This is a genomic window from Macrococcus sp. S115, from assembly GCF_030067655.1.
In the GTDB taxonomy this organism is placed as follows: Bacteria; Bacillota; Bacilli; order Staphylococcales; family Staphylococcaceae; genus Macrococcoides; species Macrococcoides psychrotolerans.
Genome location: NZ_JASJES010000009.1, coordinates 1 through 19,685, shown reverse-complemented (window position 1 = coordinate 19,685; position 19,685 = coordinate 1). Strand labels below are relative to the sequence as shown.

The 19,685-nt window shown below is 37.1% G+C and carries 17 protein-coding genes, 1 pseudogene and 1 riboswitch; of the genes and pseudogenes, 4 read left to right on the top strand and 14 right to left on the bottom strand.

The genetic code is table 11. From position 1 onward, the window contains the following. Nucleotides 1-66: 66 nt before the first annotated feature. From QNJ52_RS09925 to manA, 6 genes are all read right to left on the bottom strand, one after another. Nucleotides 67-1,908, bottom strand: a complete 1,842-nt coding sequence (locus QNJ52_RS09925) for a DUF262 domain-containing protein (protein ID WP_219493810.1) — start codon at nucleotides 1,906-1,908, stop codon at nucleotides 67-69. An 82-nt stretch (nucleotides 1,909-1,990) separates the two neighbouring features. Continuing rightward, nucleotides 1,991-2,890 (bottom strand): carbohydrate kinase family protein, encoded by a 900-nt coding sequence (locus QNJ52_RS09920; protein ID WP_241427476.1) that lies wholly within the window; start codon nucleotides 2,888-2,890, stop codon nucleotides 1,991-1,993. Between the two features lie 120 nt (nucleotides 2,891-3,010). Further along, complete coding sequence (gene isaB / locus QNJ52_RS09915) at nucleotides 3,011-3,589, bottom strand: immunodominant staphylococcal antigen IsaB family protein (RefSeq protein ID WP_283722478.1); 579 nt, start codon at nucleotides 3,587-3,589, stop codon at nucleotides 3,011-3,013. 107 nt (nucleotides 3,590-3,696) lie between these two features. Next, on the bottom strand, nucleotides 3,697-4,584 hold the full coding sequence (mmuM, locus tag QNJ52_RS09910) for a homocysteine S-methyltransferase (RefSeq protein ID WP_283722477.1): 888 nt from the start codon (nucleotides 4,582-4,584) through the stop codon (nucleotides 3,697-3,699). Then, nucleotides 4,568-5,908 (bottom strand): amino acid permease, encoded by a 1,341-nt coding sequence (locus QNJ52_RS09905; protein ID WP_283722476.1) that lies wholly within the window; start codon nucleotides 5,906-5,908, stop codon nucleotides 4,568-4,570. Before QNJ52_RS09905 ends, mmuM begins: the two co-directional genes overlap by 17 nt. Nucleotides 5,909-5,962: 54 nt before the next feature. Next, a riboswitch (SAM riboswitch) is annotated at nucleotides 5,963-6,061 on the bottom strand. A 67-nt stretch (nucleotides 6,062-6,128) separates the two neighbouring features. Continuing rightward, entirely contained in the window at nucleotides 6,129-7,067 is a 939-nt protein-coding gene (gene manA / locus QNJ52_RS09900; protein WP_283722475.1) for a mannose-6-phosphate isomerase, class I, read from the bottom strand. 181 nt (nucleotides 7,068-7,248) lie between these two features. Between manA and uhpT the strand changes: the two genes are divergently transcribed. Continuing rightward, complete coding sequence (uhpT, locus tag QNJ52_RS09895; protein ID WP_219493799.1) at nucleotides 7,249-8,637, top strand: hexose-6-phosphate:phosphate antiporter; 1,389 nt, start codon at nucleotides 7,249-7,251, stop codon at nucleotides 8,635-8,637. A 30-nt stretch (nucleotides 8,638-8,667) separates the two neighbouring features. On the opposite strand, the gene QNJ52_RS09890 is transcribed toward uhpT, so the two are convergent. From QNJ52_RS09890 to QNJ52_RS09880, 3 genes are read right to left on the bottom strand one after another with little or no spacing between them, the layout of a single operon-like run. Continuing rightward, nucleotides 8,668-9,399: a response regulator transcription factor gene (locus tag QNJ52_RS09890; protein WP_283722474.1), complete on the bottom strand. Its 732-nt coding sequence runs from the start codon at nucleotides 9,397-9,399 to the stop codon at nucleotides 8,668-8,670. Next, nucleotides 9,392-10,885, bottom strand: a complete 1,494-nt coding sequence (locus QNJ52_RS09885) for a sensor histidine kinase (RefSeq protein ID WP_283722473.1) — start codon at nucleotides 10,883-10,885, stop codon at nucleotides 9,392-9,394. Before QNJ52_RS09885 ends, QNJ52_RS09890 begins: the two co-directional genes overlap by 8 nt. A 1-nt stretch (nucleotide 10,886) precedes the next feature. After that, a complete protein-coding gene (locus QNJ52_RS09880; protein ID WP_283722472.1) occupies nucleotides 10,887-11,741 on the bottom strand; it encodes an extracellular solute-binding protein in 855 nt (284 codons plus the stop codon). Nucleotides 11,742-11,858: 117 nt separating this feature from the next. Here QNJ52_RS09880 and QNJ52_RS09875 point away from each other — a divergent pair. Then, nucleotides 11,859-12,125: pseudogene (locus tag QNJ52_RS09875) on the top strand (SDR family oxidoreductase); the annotation flags it as partial. A 207-nt stretch (nucleotides 12,126-12,332) separates the two neighbouring features. Here QNJ52_RS09875 and QNJ52_RS09870 read toward each other — a convergent pair. Then, nucleotides 12,333-12,620, bottom strand: a complete 288-nt coding sequence (locus QNJ52_RS09870) for a DUF3784 domain-containing protein (RefSeq protein WP_283722470.1) — start codon at nucleotides 12,618-12,620, stop codon at nucleotides 12,333-12,335. A 12-nt stretch (nucleotides 12,621-12,632) separates the two neighbouring features. Continuing rightward, a complete protein-coding gene (locus tag QNJ52_RS09865; protein WP_219493795.1) occupies nucleotides 12,633-13,013 on the bottom strand; it encodes a hypothetical protein in 381 nt (126 codons plus the stop codon). Nucleotides 13,014-13,086: 73 nt separating this feature from the next. Between QNJ52_RS09865 and QNJ52_RS09860 the strand changes: the two genes are divergently transcribed. Further along, nucleotides 13,087-15,174 carry a Z1 domain-containing protein gene (locus QNJ52_RS09860; RefSeq protein ID WP_283722469.1) on the top strand — a complete coding sequence of 696 codons (2,088 nt, stop codon included), beginning with the start codon at nucleotides 13,087-13,089 and terminating at the stop codon, nucleotides 15,172-15,174. On the opposite strand, the gene QNJ52_RS09855 is transcribed toward QNJ52_RS09860, so the two are convergent. Beyond that, the gene (locus QNJ52_RS09855; protein ID WP_283722467.1) at nucleotides 15,169-15,801 is read right to left on the bottom strand and encodes an endonuclease III domain-containing protein; all 633 of its coding nucleotides are present in this window, start codon (nucleotides 15,799-15,801) and stop codon (nucleotides 15,169-15,171) included. The two genes, QNJ52_RS09860 and QNJ52_RS09855, sit on opposite strands and share 6 nt — an antisense overlap. 72 nt (nucleotides 15,802-15,873) lie before the next feature. Then, a complete protein-coding gene (locus QNJ52_RS09850) occupies nucleotides 15,874-16,611 on the bottom strand; it encodes an alpha/beta hydrolase (RefSeq protein WP_283722466.1) in 738 nt (245 codons plus the stop codon). Nucleotides 16,612-16,793: 182 nt separating this feature from the next. On the opposite strand from QNJ52_RS09850, the gene QNJ52_RS09845 reads away from it, so the two are divergent. Next, nucleotides 16,794-18,239, top strand: a complete 1,446-nt coding sequence (locus QNJ52_RS09845) for a TcaA second domain-containing protein (RefSeq protein WP_283722465.1) — start codon at nucleotides 16,794-16,796, stop codon at nucleotides 18,237-18,239. 96 nt (nucleotides 18,240-18,335) lie between these two features. On the opposite strand, the gene QNJ52_RS09840 is transcribed toward QNJ52_RS09845, so the two are convergent. Continuing rightward, a partial coding sequence (locus tag QNJ52_RS09840) for an IS1182 family transposase (protein ID WP_283722464.1) occupies nucleotides 18,336-19,685 on the bottom strand: 1,350 nt, incomplete at its 5' end.

Sequence of the window (19,685 nt, the reverse complement as noted above, 5' to 3'; positions counted from 1 at the left end):
TATAAAAATATTCCCAACTTTTGAAGTTAGGAATATTTTCATGGAATCATAAAATAAATGTATTAACTATTTTGTTATACTGCCTTTAATTATTAAATCTACTAAACATGAAATTTTATTACTTCTTAATTCAATTAATTCTTTCGTCCATTTTTCATTTTTTAAATATTGCGGCTGGTGTTCATTCAACAACTTAATTCTTTCAGTCTCTGCACCATTTTTAATTGTGGTTTCAAGTTTCGTAACAATTGACTTAGTAACTATAAAGTCAGATTTTAAGTATGTATCATATTTTTCTATAAACTGTCTTGTTCCAATCGATGTATTTTCATCATGATATAATAAAGTTAGGTTTCCAATTCGATTAAGGTGCCTATTCATTTCATCAGTATCATTAAAACCATAAATATTCATATCGTTTATTTCCGTTTTCTTTGCCAAAATATGTTCTATCGTTATTCTTTTACCCTTAGGAGGCCTAATAATAAGAGTGTTATTATTGAATTTCAATTCTATAAAATACATCATATCTCTTACCTTTTTTTGAGTACCTCCAGTGGAATTAATAAAATTATTTTTTCCAATATTGGTAACTAATTTTTCAGAATTGTTATTTATTAATGATTGTATATGACTCCTCAAAGATTCATACTTTTCCTGAAAAGTTTTTCTACTCTTTATCTTCCCTATAATATTTACCATTTCTTTTTCAATCACATTTGTTTGTGTAGATGAAAAGATAATCGATGCTCCATATCTACAACATAAATCAGCAACTTCTGTCTTTATATCTTCAGGAGCATCATAGAAACTCATTAGTATAGGATGAAATTGTTTTATTCCAAATTGCTTAAAAATAAGAAACATATCTTGATTATCTTTTAAATAATAATTCTCGAGTGAATTTTTTTCTATTGATGTATATATTTTAGAATATCTATTTATTTTTTTAACTAGAGAGATAATGTCATCTCCTGATAATTTTAAATGATTCTTAAAAAAATCGAATAATCGATCTTGTTTTATATTTTTATTATATTCATAACCTATAAAATGTTTCATAAATATAGATGATGCTATTTTCTTTTTAGGCGTTATTTGAAGGTTCTCTATAAACTCTTTCCAATTCATATTGAGTATTTTAACATCTTCATCACTATAACCACTTTGTCTTATGATTTTTAAAAATGTATTTTTTACTAAATCCATTGGTTCTAATGAACGACCACGATCATTTAATACTTCAAATAACTGAAAAGCCTTACCTTCAGAAGGTGCAGTTGTTACTATTAACTTCACTTTATTTTTAATATAAGAGATAAATTTACTCATTTGTGCGTCATTAAGATTAGATAATTCATCAGATAACGTATTATACACTTCCCTTATATTATTATCTGAATCACTAATAATTAAAGTATCTTCAGATATTTTGTCAGTTATTAAGTCTCTGTAAAATCCGCCAAATGTCAATCCTTCATCATGAATAATTCTTAATCCTTTAAAGTTATCTTCATCATCTACAACCTGATAACCATTACTTATTTGACCAATTCTTTTTAACCACCTGTCTCTTTCCTTACCTTCTGATCTTTCAATTATGCTATCTATTCTTTCATATAAAACTTTAAAAAGTAATGTCAAAGTTGTTAATCTTTGTTGACCATCAATTACAAGATAACGTTTTTTATCATTTTCAATTAATACAATATTTCCTAGTAAATATCCTTGTAAATCATCATTATCTTTTATAAATCCATCTGTGTCTTCTTTTAAATCATTAATTAATTCCCTTGCCTGTTCATCTTTCCATACAAAATCTCTTTGGAATTCTGGAATATAAAACAATTTGTTATCATCAAGTAATAATTGACCTAATGAAATCATTTCTGAAGTTATTTCATGCATATTAAATCACCTCAATAAATATATTTACTTTATTGGATCATATAATACTACTTTGATCAACTACTATTTGATAATTTTCCCATTAGTAAATTTTATAGTTTTTCATTCTTCCCCACACCTCATCACTCAATCCAACCCCACTCACTTGTACTACTTGTGCTGCGACTTTGTTTGCGAATGTCAGTGCAGATTTGTCATCCATTCCTTTAGCAAGGCTCGATATAAATGCACCTGCATGGCTGTCTCCAGCACCAATCGTATCTTTAACTCTCACGCTTTCTCCCGGCACATGCGTGATTATACCGTCATATGTCATTGCACCTTGCTCTCCTTGTGTTACGACAATCTTGTTATGAGTCTTCTCATACAATACTTCAAGTGCCGCTTCAACCGTGTCACAACCTGTTTGCTCCTTAATCTCCTGTTCATTCAAGTGTACAATCGGTGAGAGTTGATACACGCGTTCCATACGTTCTTGAGGAATCAAGTTCCCGCGTGGTCCTGGTGCGAAGATGATTGTTGCATCAACATTGCTTAACGTATCAATCAACTGCTCTCCATCACGTTCTTCAATTTCTAGCCCGCATATATAAACATACTTGTAATCATCTAAATTCAAACCGTCTAACCATTGTGGATTAAACGTATACTCTACACCGTGATGCGACATAAATGTACGTTCGCCATGATGTTCAACGAAACAATAGCAGCATCCGTTCTCTCCCTCGACGCGTACTTCAGTTTGTATCCCTTGCTTCTCCAGCTCACGTGCGACAAACTCCCCGTACATTCCTGTGCCCACAGGGGATACAAATGTATAAGGCACTCCTAGATGATGTAATACCGACACTACATTGTATGCACATCCACCAAGTGCCATCGTCTGATTTGATATATGTACGTCACCTGCTGTCGTTGGTAGCTGATCTACATTAATCACTACGTCACAGACTGTTGATCCAATAATTAAGCATTTGTCCATAGCACACCTCATAAGTTTTTCTTTCATTATACTACTTATCAAATTTTAAGATGGTGTCTGCAAATGATATATAGTGAAAATGCTGCAGATCTATAGCATAGACACTGCAGCATTTTCATATTATTTCCCAAATATCATTTGGTCAAATTCTTTGCCGAATTGTCCGCCAATATGCGAACTCATCGAGACAGCAATCAGTTGATTCTTTTTATTAAAAGCACCTTCAAAGTAATGATTTTTGAATTTATAATATACACTTATTTCATTATCGATTACTTGCACTTCAGCATAGTTTTTACCATACATTTTGATAAATTGTTGTTTCGTAATCTTACCTTTTTTAACGGGCATTATAATTGCGTACGTCTTTAGATGATCATTCAGGAAGAATACGCTATCATACTTTCTTTGAATATATTTCGATTTAATCTTTTTGTTCTCAAGACTATACGTCATTATTGTCTCTGATGATTTGTCGACTGATTCCATAGGTACCTTATTGACAACCGTCTTTCCATTAACAGTGACTTTACCCTTCTTCACCGCATTAATAAATGCCTTAGACTTTACAAATTGATAGTTATTACCACTATACCCATTGTACTTATAGTAGTATCCTGCAGCATTTGCCGGTGTTGAAATACTGATTATTGAAAGTACAGCAATCAGTGCAATAAATAAATTTCTCAAACGTTTCATGATATTCTCCTTATTTTGTATATTTTGTATTATTATATACAAAATAAGGTTATCAAGATACATTATTATTATTTCTTTATTATATTTAATTGTTTTTATATTAACTTCTATTTTAAAGCAGTCCCGAGTTCCTTTATCTCCCCCGGTCCGACCTGACAGCATCCGCCGATAATCTTCACTCCTTTTTCTTTCCAGCGTGGTGCCGCTTCAACAAGCGATGCATCCTCCCGATCAATCCATACTTTGTGAACTGCATCATATTGACGTCCACTATTAGGGTAGAGTATTAACGACTTGTCACTTAGTGTGATCAACTTATCCACTGCTGCATCGATGACGTTCACGCTTGTACAGTTCACACCGAATGCTAATACATTTTCAATCTCATTCACTACTTCAATCACTGCTTCAAGTGGTGTGCCATCTGACAGATGATCATGATCTTTCAGTGTCACTGAAATCCATGCCTCAATATGTGGATAATCAAGCAGCAGTGTTCTCACTGCTTTAATTTCTTCTATGTTAGGGATGGTCTCAAACGCAAAGACACTTATACCTGTTTCGATTAGTATATCTAGTCGTTCTTTATGATACTGAATATAATCAGCTTCAGTTTCTTCATAGTCCCCTGTATACTCTGAGCCATTACCGAGCATCGCACCATACGGCCCAAGTGATCCTGCAACGATTGCTCGATTGCCTGCTGCGCGCGTTGCGAGTTCCACCGCTTTCGCTAAATATGTGCGTGCTGTTTCTCTATCAATGCCAATATTTAAGAATGATTGTACAGATGCCTGATACGTATTGGTCAGTATAATCTCTGCACCGCTATCCACGAATGCTTTATGGACCTTATACACCGCTTCCGGATTGGACTGGATTAAGTTCGATGACCATAGTTCGTGTTTCACATCGTATCCGAATTGTTCTACAGTCGTTCCAAAGCCTCCGTCTAATATTACGATGTCTTGCTGTAACTTATCTCGTAGCTGCATGAATATGTGCCCCTTTCTTCTTCAGGAAATAATGAATTAGTCCGACGATAATACAGAATGGTAATCCAATCAGTGTCGCAAGTCTTTGGTTCGGGTCAAAGAGTACGCCGATTGTAGAAATAAGACATAATGCAAATCCTGCTACCGGTAGGATATATGCTGTACGTTGTGTAACACCTTCTCTTCTTAATTGATTGAACCTCGCCACACAGATGCTCATCCATACAACGACTACGGCAAATCCTGCAACAGAGACCAGTACTAAATAGACAGTCGTCGGTGCAATCACACTTGATAACAGGCTGAGTAATGCTCCAGCTAAACTAATGATTGTCGCGTTAACCGGCATACCGTTCTTATTCAGCTTTCTTGCGATTGGTAATACATTATCTTGCTCTGATAGGCTCCATAACATTCTGCTGGATGCATAAAGTCCTGAATTTGCTGCTGACAGCAATGCCGTCAATATAACGAAGTTCATAATATCTCCGGCATAAGGAATTCCGACGCTATCCAATATCGAAACAAATGGACTTTCGAGTAAGCTCGCTTGATCCGTTGGTAAGAGTAAGACCATGATCACGATGGTCCCGATAAATAGTAACCCGAGTCTCCATACTGTCGAGCGAATGGTTTTCGGTATTACGTTCTCAGGATGCTTCGTCTCTCCCGCTGCTATCGCAATGAGCTCCGTCCCACTGAACGCATAGTTTACCGCAAGCATCGTAATAAAGATGCCGAATAATCCATTCGGTACATCAAATAGCTTCTCACTTGAAGTGACCGGCTTTAAGTCAGACGGTACGACATTGAATAATATTAATAAGCCAATAATAATAAACGCAATGATGGCAATTACTTTAATCAGTGATAGCCAGAACTCTGTTTCACCATACATCTTACTTGTCGTAAAGTTTATCCCGACAATCACGAGGATGAATACCAGACTGAACAACCATACCGGAAAATCCGGAAACCATTTCTGAAATAAGATACCACCCGCAGTTATTTCGGATCCCAGCGCAATCGTCCAGCATAGCCAGTAGCTCCAGGCAACGACATGCCCTATCGACTGATGAATATAAATATTCGCATACGTATGAAATCCTCCAACATCGGGGTGTGCTACTGCTAGAGCACCCATGCATTTCATCACGATATAAACAAGCAGTGCACCAATAACATAGCTCACCACTGTTCCGATAGGCCCTGCCTGCTGTAATGTGTACCCTGTACTTAAGAATAACCCTGTGCCGATGACACCTCCGAAACTCAGCATCATCACATGACGTGCTTCCATTCCTCTTCTGAAACCATTTGACATATCTATCCCTCCATAAAAAAAATACCCTTCTGAAAAAGAAGGGTATAAAGTCTACACTCATATTTCAGGAATCACCTGTTGGATTTAGCACCGTGCAAACGCCGGTTGCTGAGATTTCACAGGGCCAATTCCCTCCATCTCTCTGTATAAGTTATTTAGTTGATATTAATCATACATTAGTGTTTTCAAAAGGTCAACGCATTATTTATACGCCTAAATACTATACATAACTCTCAATAATATCGAGTTTACCTTGGAGCTCAATTTCCTTATCTTCAGTCGTCAGAATAAAATGATCGCCTTTTCTGATTGTATAGACTTGTCCGTCAGCAGTTAGCGTTCCTTCACCTGATAGCACGCTCATCAATGTGTAGTCTTGTTGTTTGGTATATTCATAATGGTCTTCTATCAGTAGCTGTTTCACTGTAAAGAAACTGTTAGAGATATATGTTCTAATGACATTTCCCTGTACTTCAGTAACTTCCGCTTCTGTGCTTGAGTTATCTTCATTAAAAGAAATCACATCAATACTTTGATCAATATGTAGCTCGCGTTTATGACCGTCCTTATCCGTACGGTCATAATCATAGATGCGGTATGTTGTATCCGAATTCTGCTGTGTCTCTAATATACGGATGCCTTTACCGATTGCATGAACTGTTCCACTAGGTACATAGAAGAAGTCCCCTGGTCTGACTTTAATGGAATTAAAAAGTTGATTCCATTTGCCCTCATGTATCATATTCTCCAGCTCGGCTTTGTCTTTCGCATTATGCCCGTAGATGATTTCAGCGTCTTCATCGCAGTCGATGATATACCAGCATTCTGTCTTACCGAGTTCTCCGTTCTCATGTACTTGTGCATATGCATCATCTGGATGGACCTGCACAGATAATTCATCATTCGCATCAAGAATCTTTGTAAGGAGTGGGAACTTATCTGTCGTTTGAACGCCAAATAGTCCTGTGTTTTCTTCCCACAACTCTTTTAATGTCTTGCCTTCATGTTCTCCGTTCACAATCATATTCGGACCATTCTCATGTGCTGAAATACCCCAGCACTCCCCTGTTTTATCATTCGGAATCTCATATCCGAATTCCTTCAAATGTCTGCCACCCCAGATGCGTTCTTTGAATACTGGTTGTATCATTAATGTCATTACTCTCAACCTCTCCTATAAATTTAACTTCATTATAGGGAGGGCATCCTTTATATTTACAGGATTTTATGTCATCGAAGTCTCATTTCGTTCACTCCTTCAGACAAAATAATATTTTATCGTATATTAAACGTTTTCATAATTGATTACACTGAAGACAAATAAAAGGAGGCGCGTATTTATGAACTTTTTTGATATCCAGAAGATTCCTAATAAAGGAATCCCCATTCCAGTTCAGAGAAAAGAATGGCGTAAACAATTTTTAAAGGCTTTCTTCGTTGTATTCTTTGCTTACATGTCAATGTACTTAATCCGAAACAACTTCAAAGCTGCACAACCGATGTTAAAAGAAGAGCTTGGTATCACAACTTTACAGCTCGGTTACATCGGTCTTGCATTCAGTATCACTTATGGCCTTGGTAAATCATTAATCGGTTATATGATCGATGGTAGAAATACGAAACGTATTATTTCGTTCTTATTGATTATGTCGTCTATCATTGTACTGATTATGGGCTTCACGCTGAGTTACTTCGGTTCAGCGATTGGTTTCTTGATTGTGTTATGGGGATTAAACGGTATGTTCCAATCTGTCGGTGGTCCGGCAAGTTATTCTACAATTTCCAGATGGGCACCAAGAACAAAGCGTGGGCGTTATCTCGGTTTCTGGAATGCTTCACATAATATTGGTGGTGCCATTGCAGGGGGTCTTGCATTATGGGGTGCGAACATGTTCTTCCACGGTAATGTTATCGGGATGTTCATCTTCCCTAGTATCATCGCTTTAATCATCGGTATCGTCACACTCTTCATCGGTAAGGATGATCCTGAAGAGTTAGGATGGAATCGCTGTGAAGATATCTTCGAAGAACCTGTGGACGAGGAGAATATTGCATCTCAGGATATGACGAAGTGGGAGATATTCAAGACGTATATCCTTAAGAATCCGATCATCTGGATTCTATGTGTATCAAACATATTCGTATATATTGTGCGTATCGGTATTGATAACTGGGCACCATTATATGTGACTGAGCATCTTGGATTCAATGCAGGAGATGCAGTGAATACTATTTTTTACTTTGAAATTGGCGCTTTAATTGCAAGCTTGATGTGGGGTTACGTTTCTGATTTATTGAAAGGTCGTCGTGCACTCGTTGCAATTATGTGTATGTTTCTCATTGTGTTTGTTGTAATGTTCTACAAGAACGCGACAAGTGTCGGTATGGTCAATGCCTCATTGTTCGGTCTTGGTGCATTAATATTCGGTCCTCAGCTGTTGATCGGTGTCTCTCTCGTAGGATTTGTACCGAAACGTGCGATCAGTGTAGCCAACGGTATGACTGGTACATTCGGTTACCTCTTCGGTGACTCGATGGCTAAGATTGGTTTAGCGATGATTGCTGACCCAGAAAGTAAGGGATTAAATGTCTTTGGATATGTATTACATGGCTGGACGGATGTATTTATCGTGTTCTATGCGGCGCTGATTCTTGGTATGATATTACTAAGTATCGTTGCTGTAGCGGAAGAAAAAAAGATTAGAAAGTTAGAAAGTAAGATGAAATAATGAAAGTCGAGACAAGCGTCTCGACTTTTTTTATGATTTCATATATTGATTTGGTGTCATCTTCAAGTATTTATGGAAGTTATAGTTGAATGCTTTATATTCGTTATAGCCTACTTGTTCAGAGACTTCATAGATTTTAAGATGTTTTTCAAGCAGATCAAGCGAGCGATATACACGATAACGGTTTATAAAATCATTAATCGTTATTCCGGTAAACTGCTTAAAAGTACGCATTAAGTATGATGTACTAATGTCGAGTTCATTCGCGATAATCTCGTTATCAAGTTCAGCTTGTATATTAGCCTTGATAAAGTGAACTGCCTGATTAATGTAGTAATTATCAAAGTCTGTCATTAATACCGGCCTCAATATTTCAGGCACTGTACGCTTTGTTGTTTTGAATGTTTTTACGATGGTTTGCAGCAAGGTATTGAGCTCATCTTCATCGATCGGTTTAAGCAGGTAATCTACGACTTTGAACTGTATCGCTGCTTTAGCATACTCAAAGTCATCATAACTTGATAGGATCAGCTTCTCATAATCAATTTGACGTGTCGCTTCCATCATTTCAATACCATTCATACGCGGCATCTTAATATCTGTAATGACAAGATCTGGTTCATACTGTAATATCATATCTTGACCTTCTATGCCGTCCTTTGCAAGATATACATCACTAAACATCAGTTTCTGCCAGTCAATGGATGACTTTAATCCTTCACGTATCATCCGCTCATCATCAACAATCAGTACTTTATACATATGTACCTCCCTTCTTCACACGTAACGTTACCAATGTGCCATTATTATATGCTGAATACACCTTCATACCGTAATGTTCACCATACTTAACGCGTAACGTCTGATGTATGTTCTGCATTCCGATATGAATATTTCGGAGTTTATAATGTTTGATCATGCTCCTTACTTCTTTTAGCCTTTCTTTGGTCATGCCTATACCGTCATCATATACCGCTATATATATATCGCCATTACGGAGTGGTTTAATACGTACTTTAATATTCAATCCATTCTCAATCGCTCCATATTTAATTGCATTTTCGATAAGCGGCTGAATCAACAGCTTATCAGTCTGCAGGTTCATAAGAGATTCATCAATATCAATCGTATAATGGATGGCCTGATCAAAGCGAATATTCTGTATAAACACATAGTCTTCCAGGTAATCGATTTCTTTTTTGAAAGTTACTTCAGACTCTTTTACACGTAAGGCATAACGTAATATTGAGGAGAGCTTGATCATCATCTTCTTAGCAGCTTTCTTATCCGTATCTATCATATAGTTAATTGTCTGCATTGTATTAAAGATGAAGTGAGGCTGGAACTGGTTCTCCAATGATTTAAGCTGTGATTGTCTTAATGCTTCGTTCGATTCTTTCGTCGACTTTAATAATCGTTCATTGAGCTGAGACAATTCGAATACATAGCGATTGATGATTTCGAGTTCGCTTTGCGCAGTTAAAGGCTCGTATGTGGTCAACGCTCTGACTTGAGCTTGCCTGATATGTGCAATTATTTCGTCGATATCCTGTGTTTGTCGATGTGCAAGACGTTTGCTAGAATACATGGTAATCATAATCAAAAGAAAGAATGTGCCAAGTAAAATGCTGATTAAAATGATGCCCCTGTCAATTGTCTGTGTCAGATCCTGATATACATAGAGCTTTAACTGATCATCTTTATGAAATGCTGTAATCTGCATGCGTTCATCGTATGAATATTTGTCACCTACAGGATGATCATCACTACTGTAATATATGTTGTCATACAAGTCAGTAACTACATAATGATAGTCATGATAATGCATCACATCTTTAAGTACATTTGCAGGGACACTTATAGTAAGTCGGGATTGCTCCCCATCTTGCTCATACATAGGTATCGTAGCGATATTGCCATAGTTGTTTGTATAGAGCTTATCGTATTCAAACTTAAAGATGTAGTGCTGTTTTCTATCATTACTCCGTTCGTATAAAGTGCGATATATATCCGTAGTATTTCCCGGGATATTTTTAGTAAAGTCGTGGTATCGCTCCTGGATGTGCTTTCTATCATTCTCAATCATACTGACCATCGCTTTATTGACCTGATTCAGCTCATGATCGGTCTTCATAATGTATATCGCATAATAAGCAAATAGCCCTATCATTGTTAGTAAGAACACGGGAAGAATCGCAAACAAAATAAGCGTGCGCCGAATTTTGCGCTTATATAGCTGATGGTTCATCTTACTCCCCCCTTTGAAGGACATTAATTTCTTCCAGAGGTTTCAATACTTTATACGCTTTGAATGGTATGTCTTTACGTGCTGATTTGACATGAAATACATCTGAAATATGACGCTGAACTTCTTTACTTAGCATATACTGAATAAAATCATCACGCTTTGGATGGGTAGTGCCATTGATTCTGACAATTCCATCTGTGTTGATAATGGTGCCGTCTGACGGATAGACAATTTCTAAAGGATACCCTGCATCAATATAATCCATCGCAGTATATTCGTAAGTCAGTCCTACGTAGCTTCTGCCGGAAATCACATGTTCCATTACATCAGCAGTCTTATCCAGCTTTACACCACATTTTAATACCCTCTCTGATTGTGATTTATTATAGATTGTCTCCAGAGCACTTCTATGCTGATAACCTGTATTGGTCAGTTCCGGATTCGGATAACTGAACTGCTTATATAAATCTTGATTCAATAAATCATGATATTTGCTGACTTGTATGTCTCCTATCAAATCCTTATTTACAATAAATACGGATGGCATATAAATGAATGGCTGGATTTCTCCGTGAATAATACTTCTGCTGCCTTCAAGTTCACTTAAAGAACCTCCAACAAACACATGCCCCCGATTCTCCATAGGGGTGTGTTCAATTCGTTTTATTAATTTACGTGTAGAGTCATGAATCACTTGTACGCGCTGACCAGTTGCATGTTCGAAATCCTGAATAATTGGATTTATAAAACGCTCCGGATATGGAGAATAGACAATTAAATCGCTCTTTTTCTGCTCAGGATGACTACACGCAGATAATATTAGCATCAATACTATTACGAATATTAATTTCTTCATACACATTCACCATCTGTCTGTATAATATAATTCTATTATAACGGTAATAAATTGTTATTAGAGTATTACTAAAAAAATATTTTATGAAATTTCCCTACTGTTTTACAAAGATAAGTAGACTTAGCTGATAAAGGGATAACAGTTAATGCGTATTGCCCTGGTATTGTAAAAACACCGATGATGAATGGTATTGCTGAATAAACAGCTAAAGAAGCTGACAAACCTTTTGAATGGGGAATAGAACAATTTGCGAAAAATATTGCTTTAAAACGTTTATCTGAATCAGCTGATGTTGCTGCTTGTGTTTCATATTTAGCTGGGCCTGACAGTGATTATATGACAGGTCAAGCATTGATTATTGATGGTGGTATGGTATTTAATTAATGTACAGTGAGTTTTCTCACTCTAGATGAGTAGCGAAGAAATCTACGATGCAGATGAATGTTAATATTATGGCCCAAAGAATATTTCAAGACTTAAGGTTTCAGTGCCAATTTCATGGCCAAATCGAAGAATCCTTAAAAAAATGGCACTCAAATCTAGTTTGAGTGCCATTTTCAGTGCCAATAATATCTCATTTGAACCACCATACTATCGTTTTTTGAAATAATCAGATGTATTCACTAAGATGACAAATGCCAATATTATAGTGATAAATCCTGCGATACCAAACACTTCATTGACTTCTGTATATTCGATAAGTACTAAGCACATAGTAGCTATAATGAACACAGCACCTGCAAATCTACATAGACGTTTCTCATCATACTTCGCTTTTTGTTCTGCAGGTAACGTATTATATCCGGCAATAAGAAACCCTCCACGTCCGGTTAACATATAAATACCAAGCAATAAGAATAATATAACGATGATGATCATAAGCCTCTCTCCTTATTTAAGTGTTTCTGACTTTCTTCTCACACGGTCCATATAAAGTGTTAAGACGAGCAGGATCGCACTGAAGATAATATATGCAATATAAATTGCACGGTCGAATGATTCGTGAGACATTGTGAGTCCTTTAATTGATAGTGCGATGATAACTGCATACATAAGTGCCGTTATCCTGCTGCCCATTGTAAGCGTGCGCGTTGTTCCATCCATAAAGATCTTAATGAAGTCTGAGATGATTGAAGCTAATATGAACAGTCCGACGAGTGCATAGATTAAATAGTTTTCTAACGGTTCACCGCTTATAATATTTCGAATGACATTCGCAAATATGAATGTCAGGAAGAATATCATAATATAGAAAAATGGTTTTCTGTTCATAATTACACTCCTTTCATGTCTTTAGTTTAAGTTTATAGTAGAATATACAATTATACAATAAACAGGAGATTGAGTGCAGTTGAAATTAGATGGGTATTTTTTTGGGTGTGTAAATCATCTGAATCATTACAGCGAAGAAGAAATTGAAGTCATGCAGCAAACAAAAGCGCAGTTAAAGGTGCATTCTACGGAGACGTTTCGTCCGGGTATGCTGTTCGGGCGTATCCAGTCAGGTAAGACGCGTAGTTATATCGGTACGATGGCGCTTGCGCTGGATGATGTGTTCGACTGCATCGTGATATTAACGAAGAATTCAAATGCGCTTGCCCGTCAGACATATGCGCGTGTCGCAGCAGAGTTTCGACGTGCAATGGATGAGGATAAGGTCATTGTGCATGATATTATCCATATGCCGAAGCTACGTAAGTATGAACTGAAGCAGAAACAGATCATCATCGTGAAGAAAGAAATTAAGAATGTGGCGCGACTTGAACAGTTTTTTATCGATTATCCTGAGATGAAGATGCGTAAAGTAATGTTTATCGATGATGAAGCGGATTATGCGTCGGTTGTTTATAGTGAAGATAAGGATCGTAATTTAATAGAGCTGAAGAAAATCGCGACAAAGCTTGATGATATTAAAGCGATGTTACCGACTGCTGCATACTTACAAGTTACAGCAACGCCTTACTCGTTATACTTACAGCCGGATGCTGACGTGCTTGCAGAACGTGGCTATCAGCCGAAGCGTCCGGCGTTTACAGTCCTCGTCCCGACACATGATAAGTATGTTGGTGGCAAGTTTTACTTTGAGGAACAATCACCTGCAGCGCGCAGTTTATATCATGCAATCGATGAAAGTGAACTTGAAATATTACGTAAGTCTGATAATAGACGTGTAAAAGATGATTATCTGTTAACGTCTAAGAACCTGGAAGGATTGCGTCATGCACTGATGAACTTTATCGTCGGTGCGAAAGTCAGACATCTAAGTAATGATCACATTACGAAATACAGCTTTATTATGCATACGATTACGACGAAAAAAGCACACGTGTGGCAATATGATGTCGTCAGTCGTATGGAGTCGAAGTTAAAGGAAAGCATTACAGAAAACCCTCAATTATTTCGTGATTTAGTTCATACCGCTTATGAAGATTTAAAGCATTCTGTAAATCATATGCCAGATTTCACTGATGTTCTGGAATCTGTGAAGTCATCAATAATTGATGAAGAGCTGTTAATTGAAATCGTCAATTCTGAACAAGATGTCACTCAACTGCTCGATTATAATGGTGAGCTGAGACTACGTACGCCGATGACCTTCTTTATCGGCGGTCAAATATTAGATCGCGGTATCACTGTCGGCAACTTAATCGGTTTCTATTATGGCCGTGATCCACGTAAGTTCCAGCAGGACACTGTGCTGCAGCATTCACGTATGTATGGTGCTCGTCCGATGGAAGATATGGAGGTCACTCGTTTCTATACGACACCCCGAATTTATAGTGCGATGCAGCGTATGCATTTCTTTGATGAAGGGTTACGCGAAGCGATTATGAAACAGGATCATATCGTGAAGTTCTTAACGAAAGATGCACAAGGAGAGATCGTCCCTTGTAATCCTAATAAATTATTAATGTCTGAACTGATTACAGTGAGACCTCGTAAACGATTCTTACCTGTTGGCTTTGAAACGGTCAACAAAACGAAGTTAAACCAGGCGATGAAACGCATCGATAAAATGGTCAGTGCATTAGAAAAACATGCTGTACGTCATACCGGCCAAAATGTACTCGTCCCTGTCCACCACGTACGTGATATATTGATGGCGATCAATGAGACACTTATTTATACACATTTACCATTTCAGATGGAACGCTACGTTGAGATGATTGAATACTTATCAGAAGATGACCTCGTATGGGTCATCGTCAGAACGAACCGTAATATCAGCAGATTACGTAGTGATGAAAGGTTTGCTGACAGACCAGACACAGGTCACGATGAATTGCAGACGGCATATAAGCTCGGTAAAACACATCCAAGCGTTATACTGCTCAGACAGAACGGTCACAGTGACTCCGGCTGGAAAGACGCACCGTTCTACTGGCCCGTGATTGTTGCACAAAGTAATATGCAGACGATGATATTCTCATAAGAAGTAGTCATCTAAAAAAGTCGCACCCTTCACACCTTTCGCGGTTAAATAACGTTTACCGAATTCATCCAGTAGCCCGTGAAATTCCTGCGCATGAAGCGGTGTAAATGTGTCAGGTAAGGTGACCTTATTATATAGGTCCATATAACTTTTACTTTGAACACCAAGCGCATTGAATAAGCGTCTCGTATATGTGTCAGCGATAAATACGACACGTTCGAATACATATACGAGTAACACATCTGCCGTTTCAAATCCAATACCACGAAGTTTTAGCAGCTCGTTACGAAGCTCTGTTGTATATAGCTTATCAATCGCCCTGAAACCATATTCATGACTTTTCAGCCAAGTTAATACTGCTATAATTGCAGCAGATTTATTCGTATAGAAACCGCTTGGTCTGATCAGACTTTGTAATTCAGAAAGATGCAGATTTAATATGCGTTCTGGATCGAACTGTGTCGCGTTTCTTAAATTCGATAAGGAGCGCTCTACATTGCGCCAATTTGTATTCTGAACTAAAATCGCACCAATGATAATTTCAAAATTATCTTCTGCCGGCCACCATCCTTGTGGCCCGAGATTATCATATAAACAATCATAAAGTTCCTGTACTGTAAGTTTCATATATTACCTCCTATTTGAAATTACCCGGTAATCAGTCAGATGAATCTTCCAGACAAAAAAACAGCTGAGTAATCAACCGTTTATCATTGTTTCTACAAATGAAAGTGATTGCTCTATAATGAATTCCTTGTCGTTATCAAGTGTAGACATATGATAACTATTCGGGGTTTCAATGATGTGTTTACACTCACTGTGAATTGACGTATAGATTAGATCCGCATTAAATGCAGGTACAGTATGATCTTCAGGGCTTACGAAAATCAGTGCAGGACATTTAATCTGGAATAAACTTTCTTCTACAGTACGCATTAACTTACGAATCTCTAATATGCTTTTCATCGGTGTATCTTTATAACCGATTTCAGGTACACCCTGCTTTTTAATATCGCTACCGCTTCCCGGTATAATATCGAGATCCACATGTGCTGCCGCGTGCATATACGGGATAACAACCGCTGCATTAATCGGAATAATCGCTTTAATCTCCGGATGTTTCGCTGCCATATAAAGCGTCAGCGTCCCTCCCATGGATAAGCCTGACATCATGATTGTGTCACATGTTTCTTTAAGCTTTGTTAGCCCTTCTTCAATGCTTTCAATCCAGTCTTCATATGTTGAAGCGGCCATATCCTCTAAGTTTGTACCGTGACCGGCAAGTCGAGGTAAGCATACCGTATATCCTGCCTCACTGTACGCTTCTGCAAGTGGCATCATACTGAACGTTGCCCCGGTAAAACCGTGGGATAACAATATCCCTATATTATTTCCCTGGTGATAATAACTTTCTGCACCTTTCATTATTGTAGTCATAACGAACTCCTTCTTTTTATTATTATTATAATCGCTCTTATGCATAATTTCATCTTTATCATTCTATACGAATGTTGGTTATTTTAATAAGTTGTAAATATTGTCTTCTCGTTTAATTTATATTGTATATTGTATTTTTTTACTTTAGAATTAATATATCATTATATAAAAGGAGACAGACGATGAAGAAATTCTGTACAAACTGTGGTCAGGAAGCACCACTATCACACAAAGTATGCACGAACTGTGGTACCCCACTTCCTCCTCAAGAAAGTGAAGTTACTCATAACAGTACGACACCAGAACCGCTTCAGAGCAGACAGAAAGAGAAAAAGCAAGAGAAGGTTAAAGTAAAAGAAAATAAAAAGAAAAAACCGGTATGGCCATTCCTACTCATCGGACTATTACTCGCTGCACTCATCGGCGCATACTTCTTCCTAAATCATAAATATAGCCCTGAAACACATGCCAAATCTATCGAAACTGCCATCAATGACAAAGACTATCAATCACTCAGCAACTTGCTGACAGTCGGTCAAGATGGTATTGCTGAAGAAGAAGCGAAAGCCTTTGCAACGGTGATTGAAAAGTTTGGTAAGAAAGATGAGTTTATGAATGAACTTCATGGCGTTGCACAGGGTAAGAATGAAACTACGATTCAAATTGGTGAGCGTGACGTCTTAGACTTAAAGCGTAACGGAAAATATTTCAGTGTGTTCCCTAAGTATAACTTCGAACCTGTACTCCATAAAGTATCGATTGACGGTAAAGAAAATGCAGAGATCGAATTTTCGTTCAATGGCAAGAAACACACTATCGCTGTAGCAGATGGCAAAGAAACAGAAATCGGTACATTCGTAGCCGGAAAATATGCATTAGATGCGAAGAAGATAATAGACGGGAAGTCTACAGACGGGACGCTTGATATTGATGTTTTGTCAGAACCACAAGCCCAATTAGCATTCGATGAACATTTCATCAATATTAAGGTTGAAGGTGATAGTAAGCTTGATGCTTCAGAAACACAAGTATTCGTTAATGATAACGAAGTGGATTACAATAGTAATAAGACAACTTACGGACCATATAAAGGTGATTCATTAAGCATCTATGCTGAAGGTGAACTTGATGGCAAGAATTTCAAGACCCCTACAGAAACGTTAACAGACATCGATTTAGCTGAAGGTTCAAATAGCGTGACATTATCATTCGATGAAGATGATATCGATGCCTATATCGCAGAAAAAGAACAAGAGAAAGAAGAAACGAAGACAGCATTAGAACGTGCAGAAGCTGCTGAGGCACGCGCAAAAGCAGCCGAGGAACGTGCTAAAAGAAATTCAAATGATGATGAAGATTCTGATACTGAGTCTGACAGCGGATCTGATATTATTATGGTCGAAACAGCTGATGATGCAATACAGGCAGCTGAAGATCATCTTAGCGTATCTGATTTAAGTGACTACGGTGATGTCCGTACACCTGAGGTTAAGTCATTCGGATATGGTTTTGGTATCTTTGATGATGATGGCGACCCTGTGATGTCATTTGATGTGTATGAAGATGGAACAGTGGTTGAATACGATGAAACAGGAGAAGAGATCGATCGTTCTAATCCATATGAATAATATCTCTTCAATAAAATCCGGACAGTGCATAATAGTCATAATCCTTGAAGATGGACTCAACGATTAAATACATATCTATTGTATTATCAAGTATGCTTATATCAAACACATACCTACAAAAATAAGAGTCCGGGACATAAGTACTCCTGATAATAAAAATAGCGATAAAATTTGATGAAAATCAAATTTTATCGCTATTTCTTTATTTTTATTTTTATTTTCACCACGTGAGGTGGCCATTTTCCTTATATTTACTGCCATTAGCGCAAGGCCTATATCTCTCTTCACTTTAGATTTACCACGCACATTCATTCGTGTGTAACCCAAAATAGCCTTCAGAAATCCAAATACTGGTTCTACGTCTATCTTTCTGTTTGCGTAGATTCTTCCGGTATTTTCATCTGAAAGCTTCTTGCGAATCTCTGATTTGAAGTATTCAAGATTATTATTTCTATAAATACTTTTATTGCCCTTAGTATTTTTAGAAATGCATTTATCTCTTAGTGGACAACTTTGACACATCTCACATTGGTATACTTTGGATATACTTCCGAAATCACCATTTTTTCTCTTTGAATAATGAGAGAATCTAAGATTGTGATTTTCGGGACATGTAAAATAATCTTCAATTTCATTATATGGCCAGTTAAATGTATTAAAAATATTTGTTCTGTTCTTCTTTGATTGCTCCGAATAGTATGTATTAAAAGGAATTAAAGGTGTAACTTCAAACTCATCAATCAAAGTCTCATAATTTTCTTCACTTCCATATCCAGCGTCGGCAACAATATATTTAGGAAGTTGCTTATGCAAATCTATGAAATTATTCAAGAACGGAGTGAGTGTTCTTGAATCCGCCGGATTTGGAAAGACGTCATAAGCCAGAGTGAATTGATTGTTTGTCGCAATCTGTAGATTATATCCTGCCTTCAATTGACCGTTCTTCATATGGTCTTCCTTCATTCTCATGAATGTGGCATCGCAATCTGTTTTAGAATAGCTTTTTCGATCGCCCAGGATTTTCAATTGCTCATTATATCTTATATTTCTTTCGTAGATATCTTTAATCACCTTATGCGTCTTTTTGATTGGGGTTCTTTCACTTCTTATTCTCTTCTTCTCCGTGACATTCTCTTCATTATCAATCTGAAATGTTAAATCTTCGATTTTTTGATTTAGACTTCTTTCGATATGCGCTAAAGAGTCTATTGTGATTTCGTCCTTACTTTCATTCTGTATTTCAGGAATGATTTCCTGTTTCAGTAGATCGTCATAGATAGACTTAGCTTTAGAAAGCGAGTCCTCTTGATACGAAAGAATTTTCTTTTTCCATACGAATGTGTACTTGTTAGCACTTGCCTCTAACTTAGTACCATCAATAAAAATTGACTGTTCATCAATCAGTTTATATTCAACAAGTTGTGTTCTGAAATTTACATAAAGAGT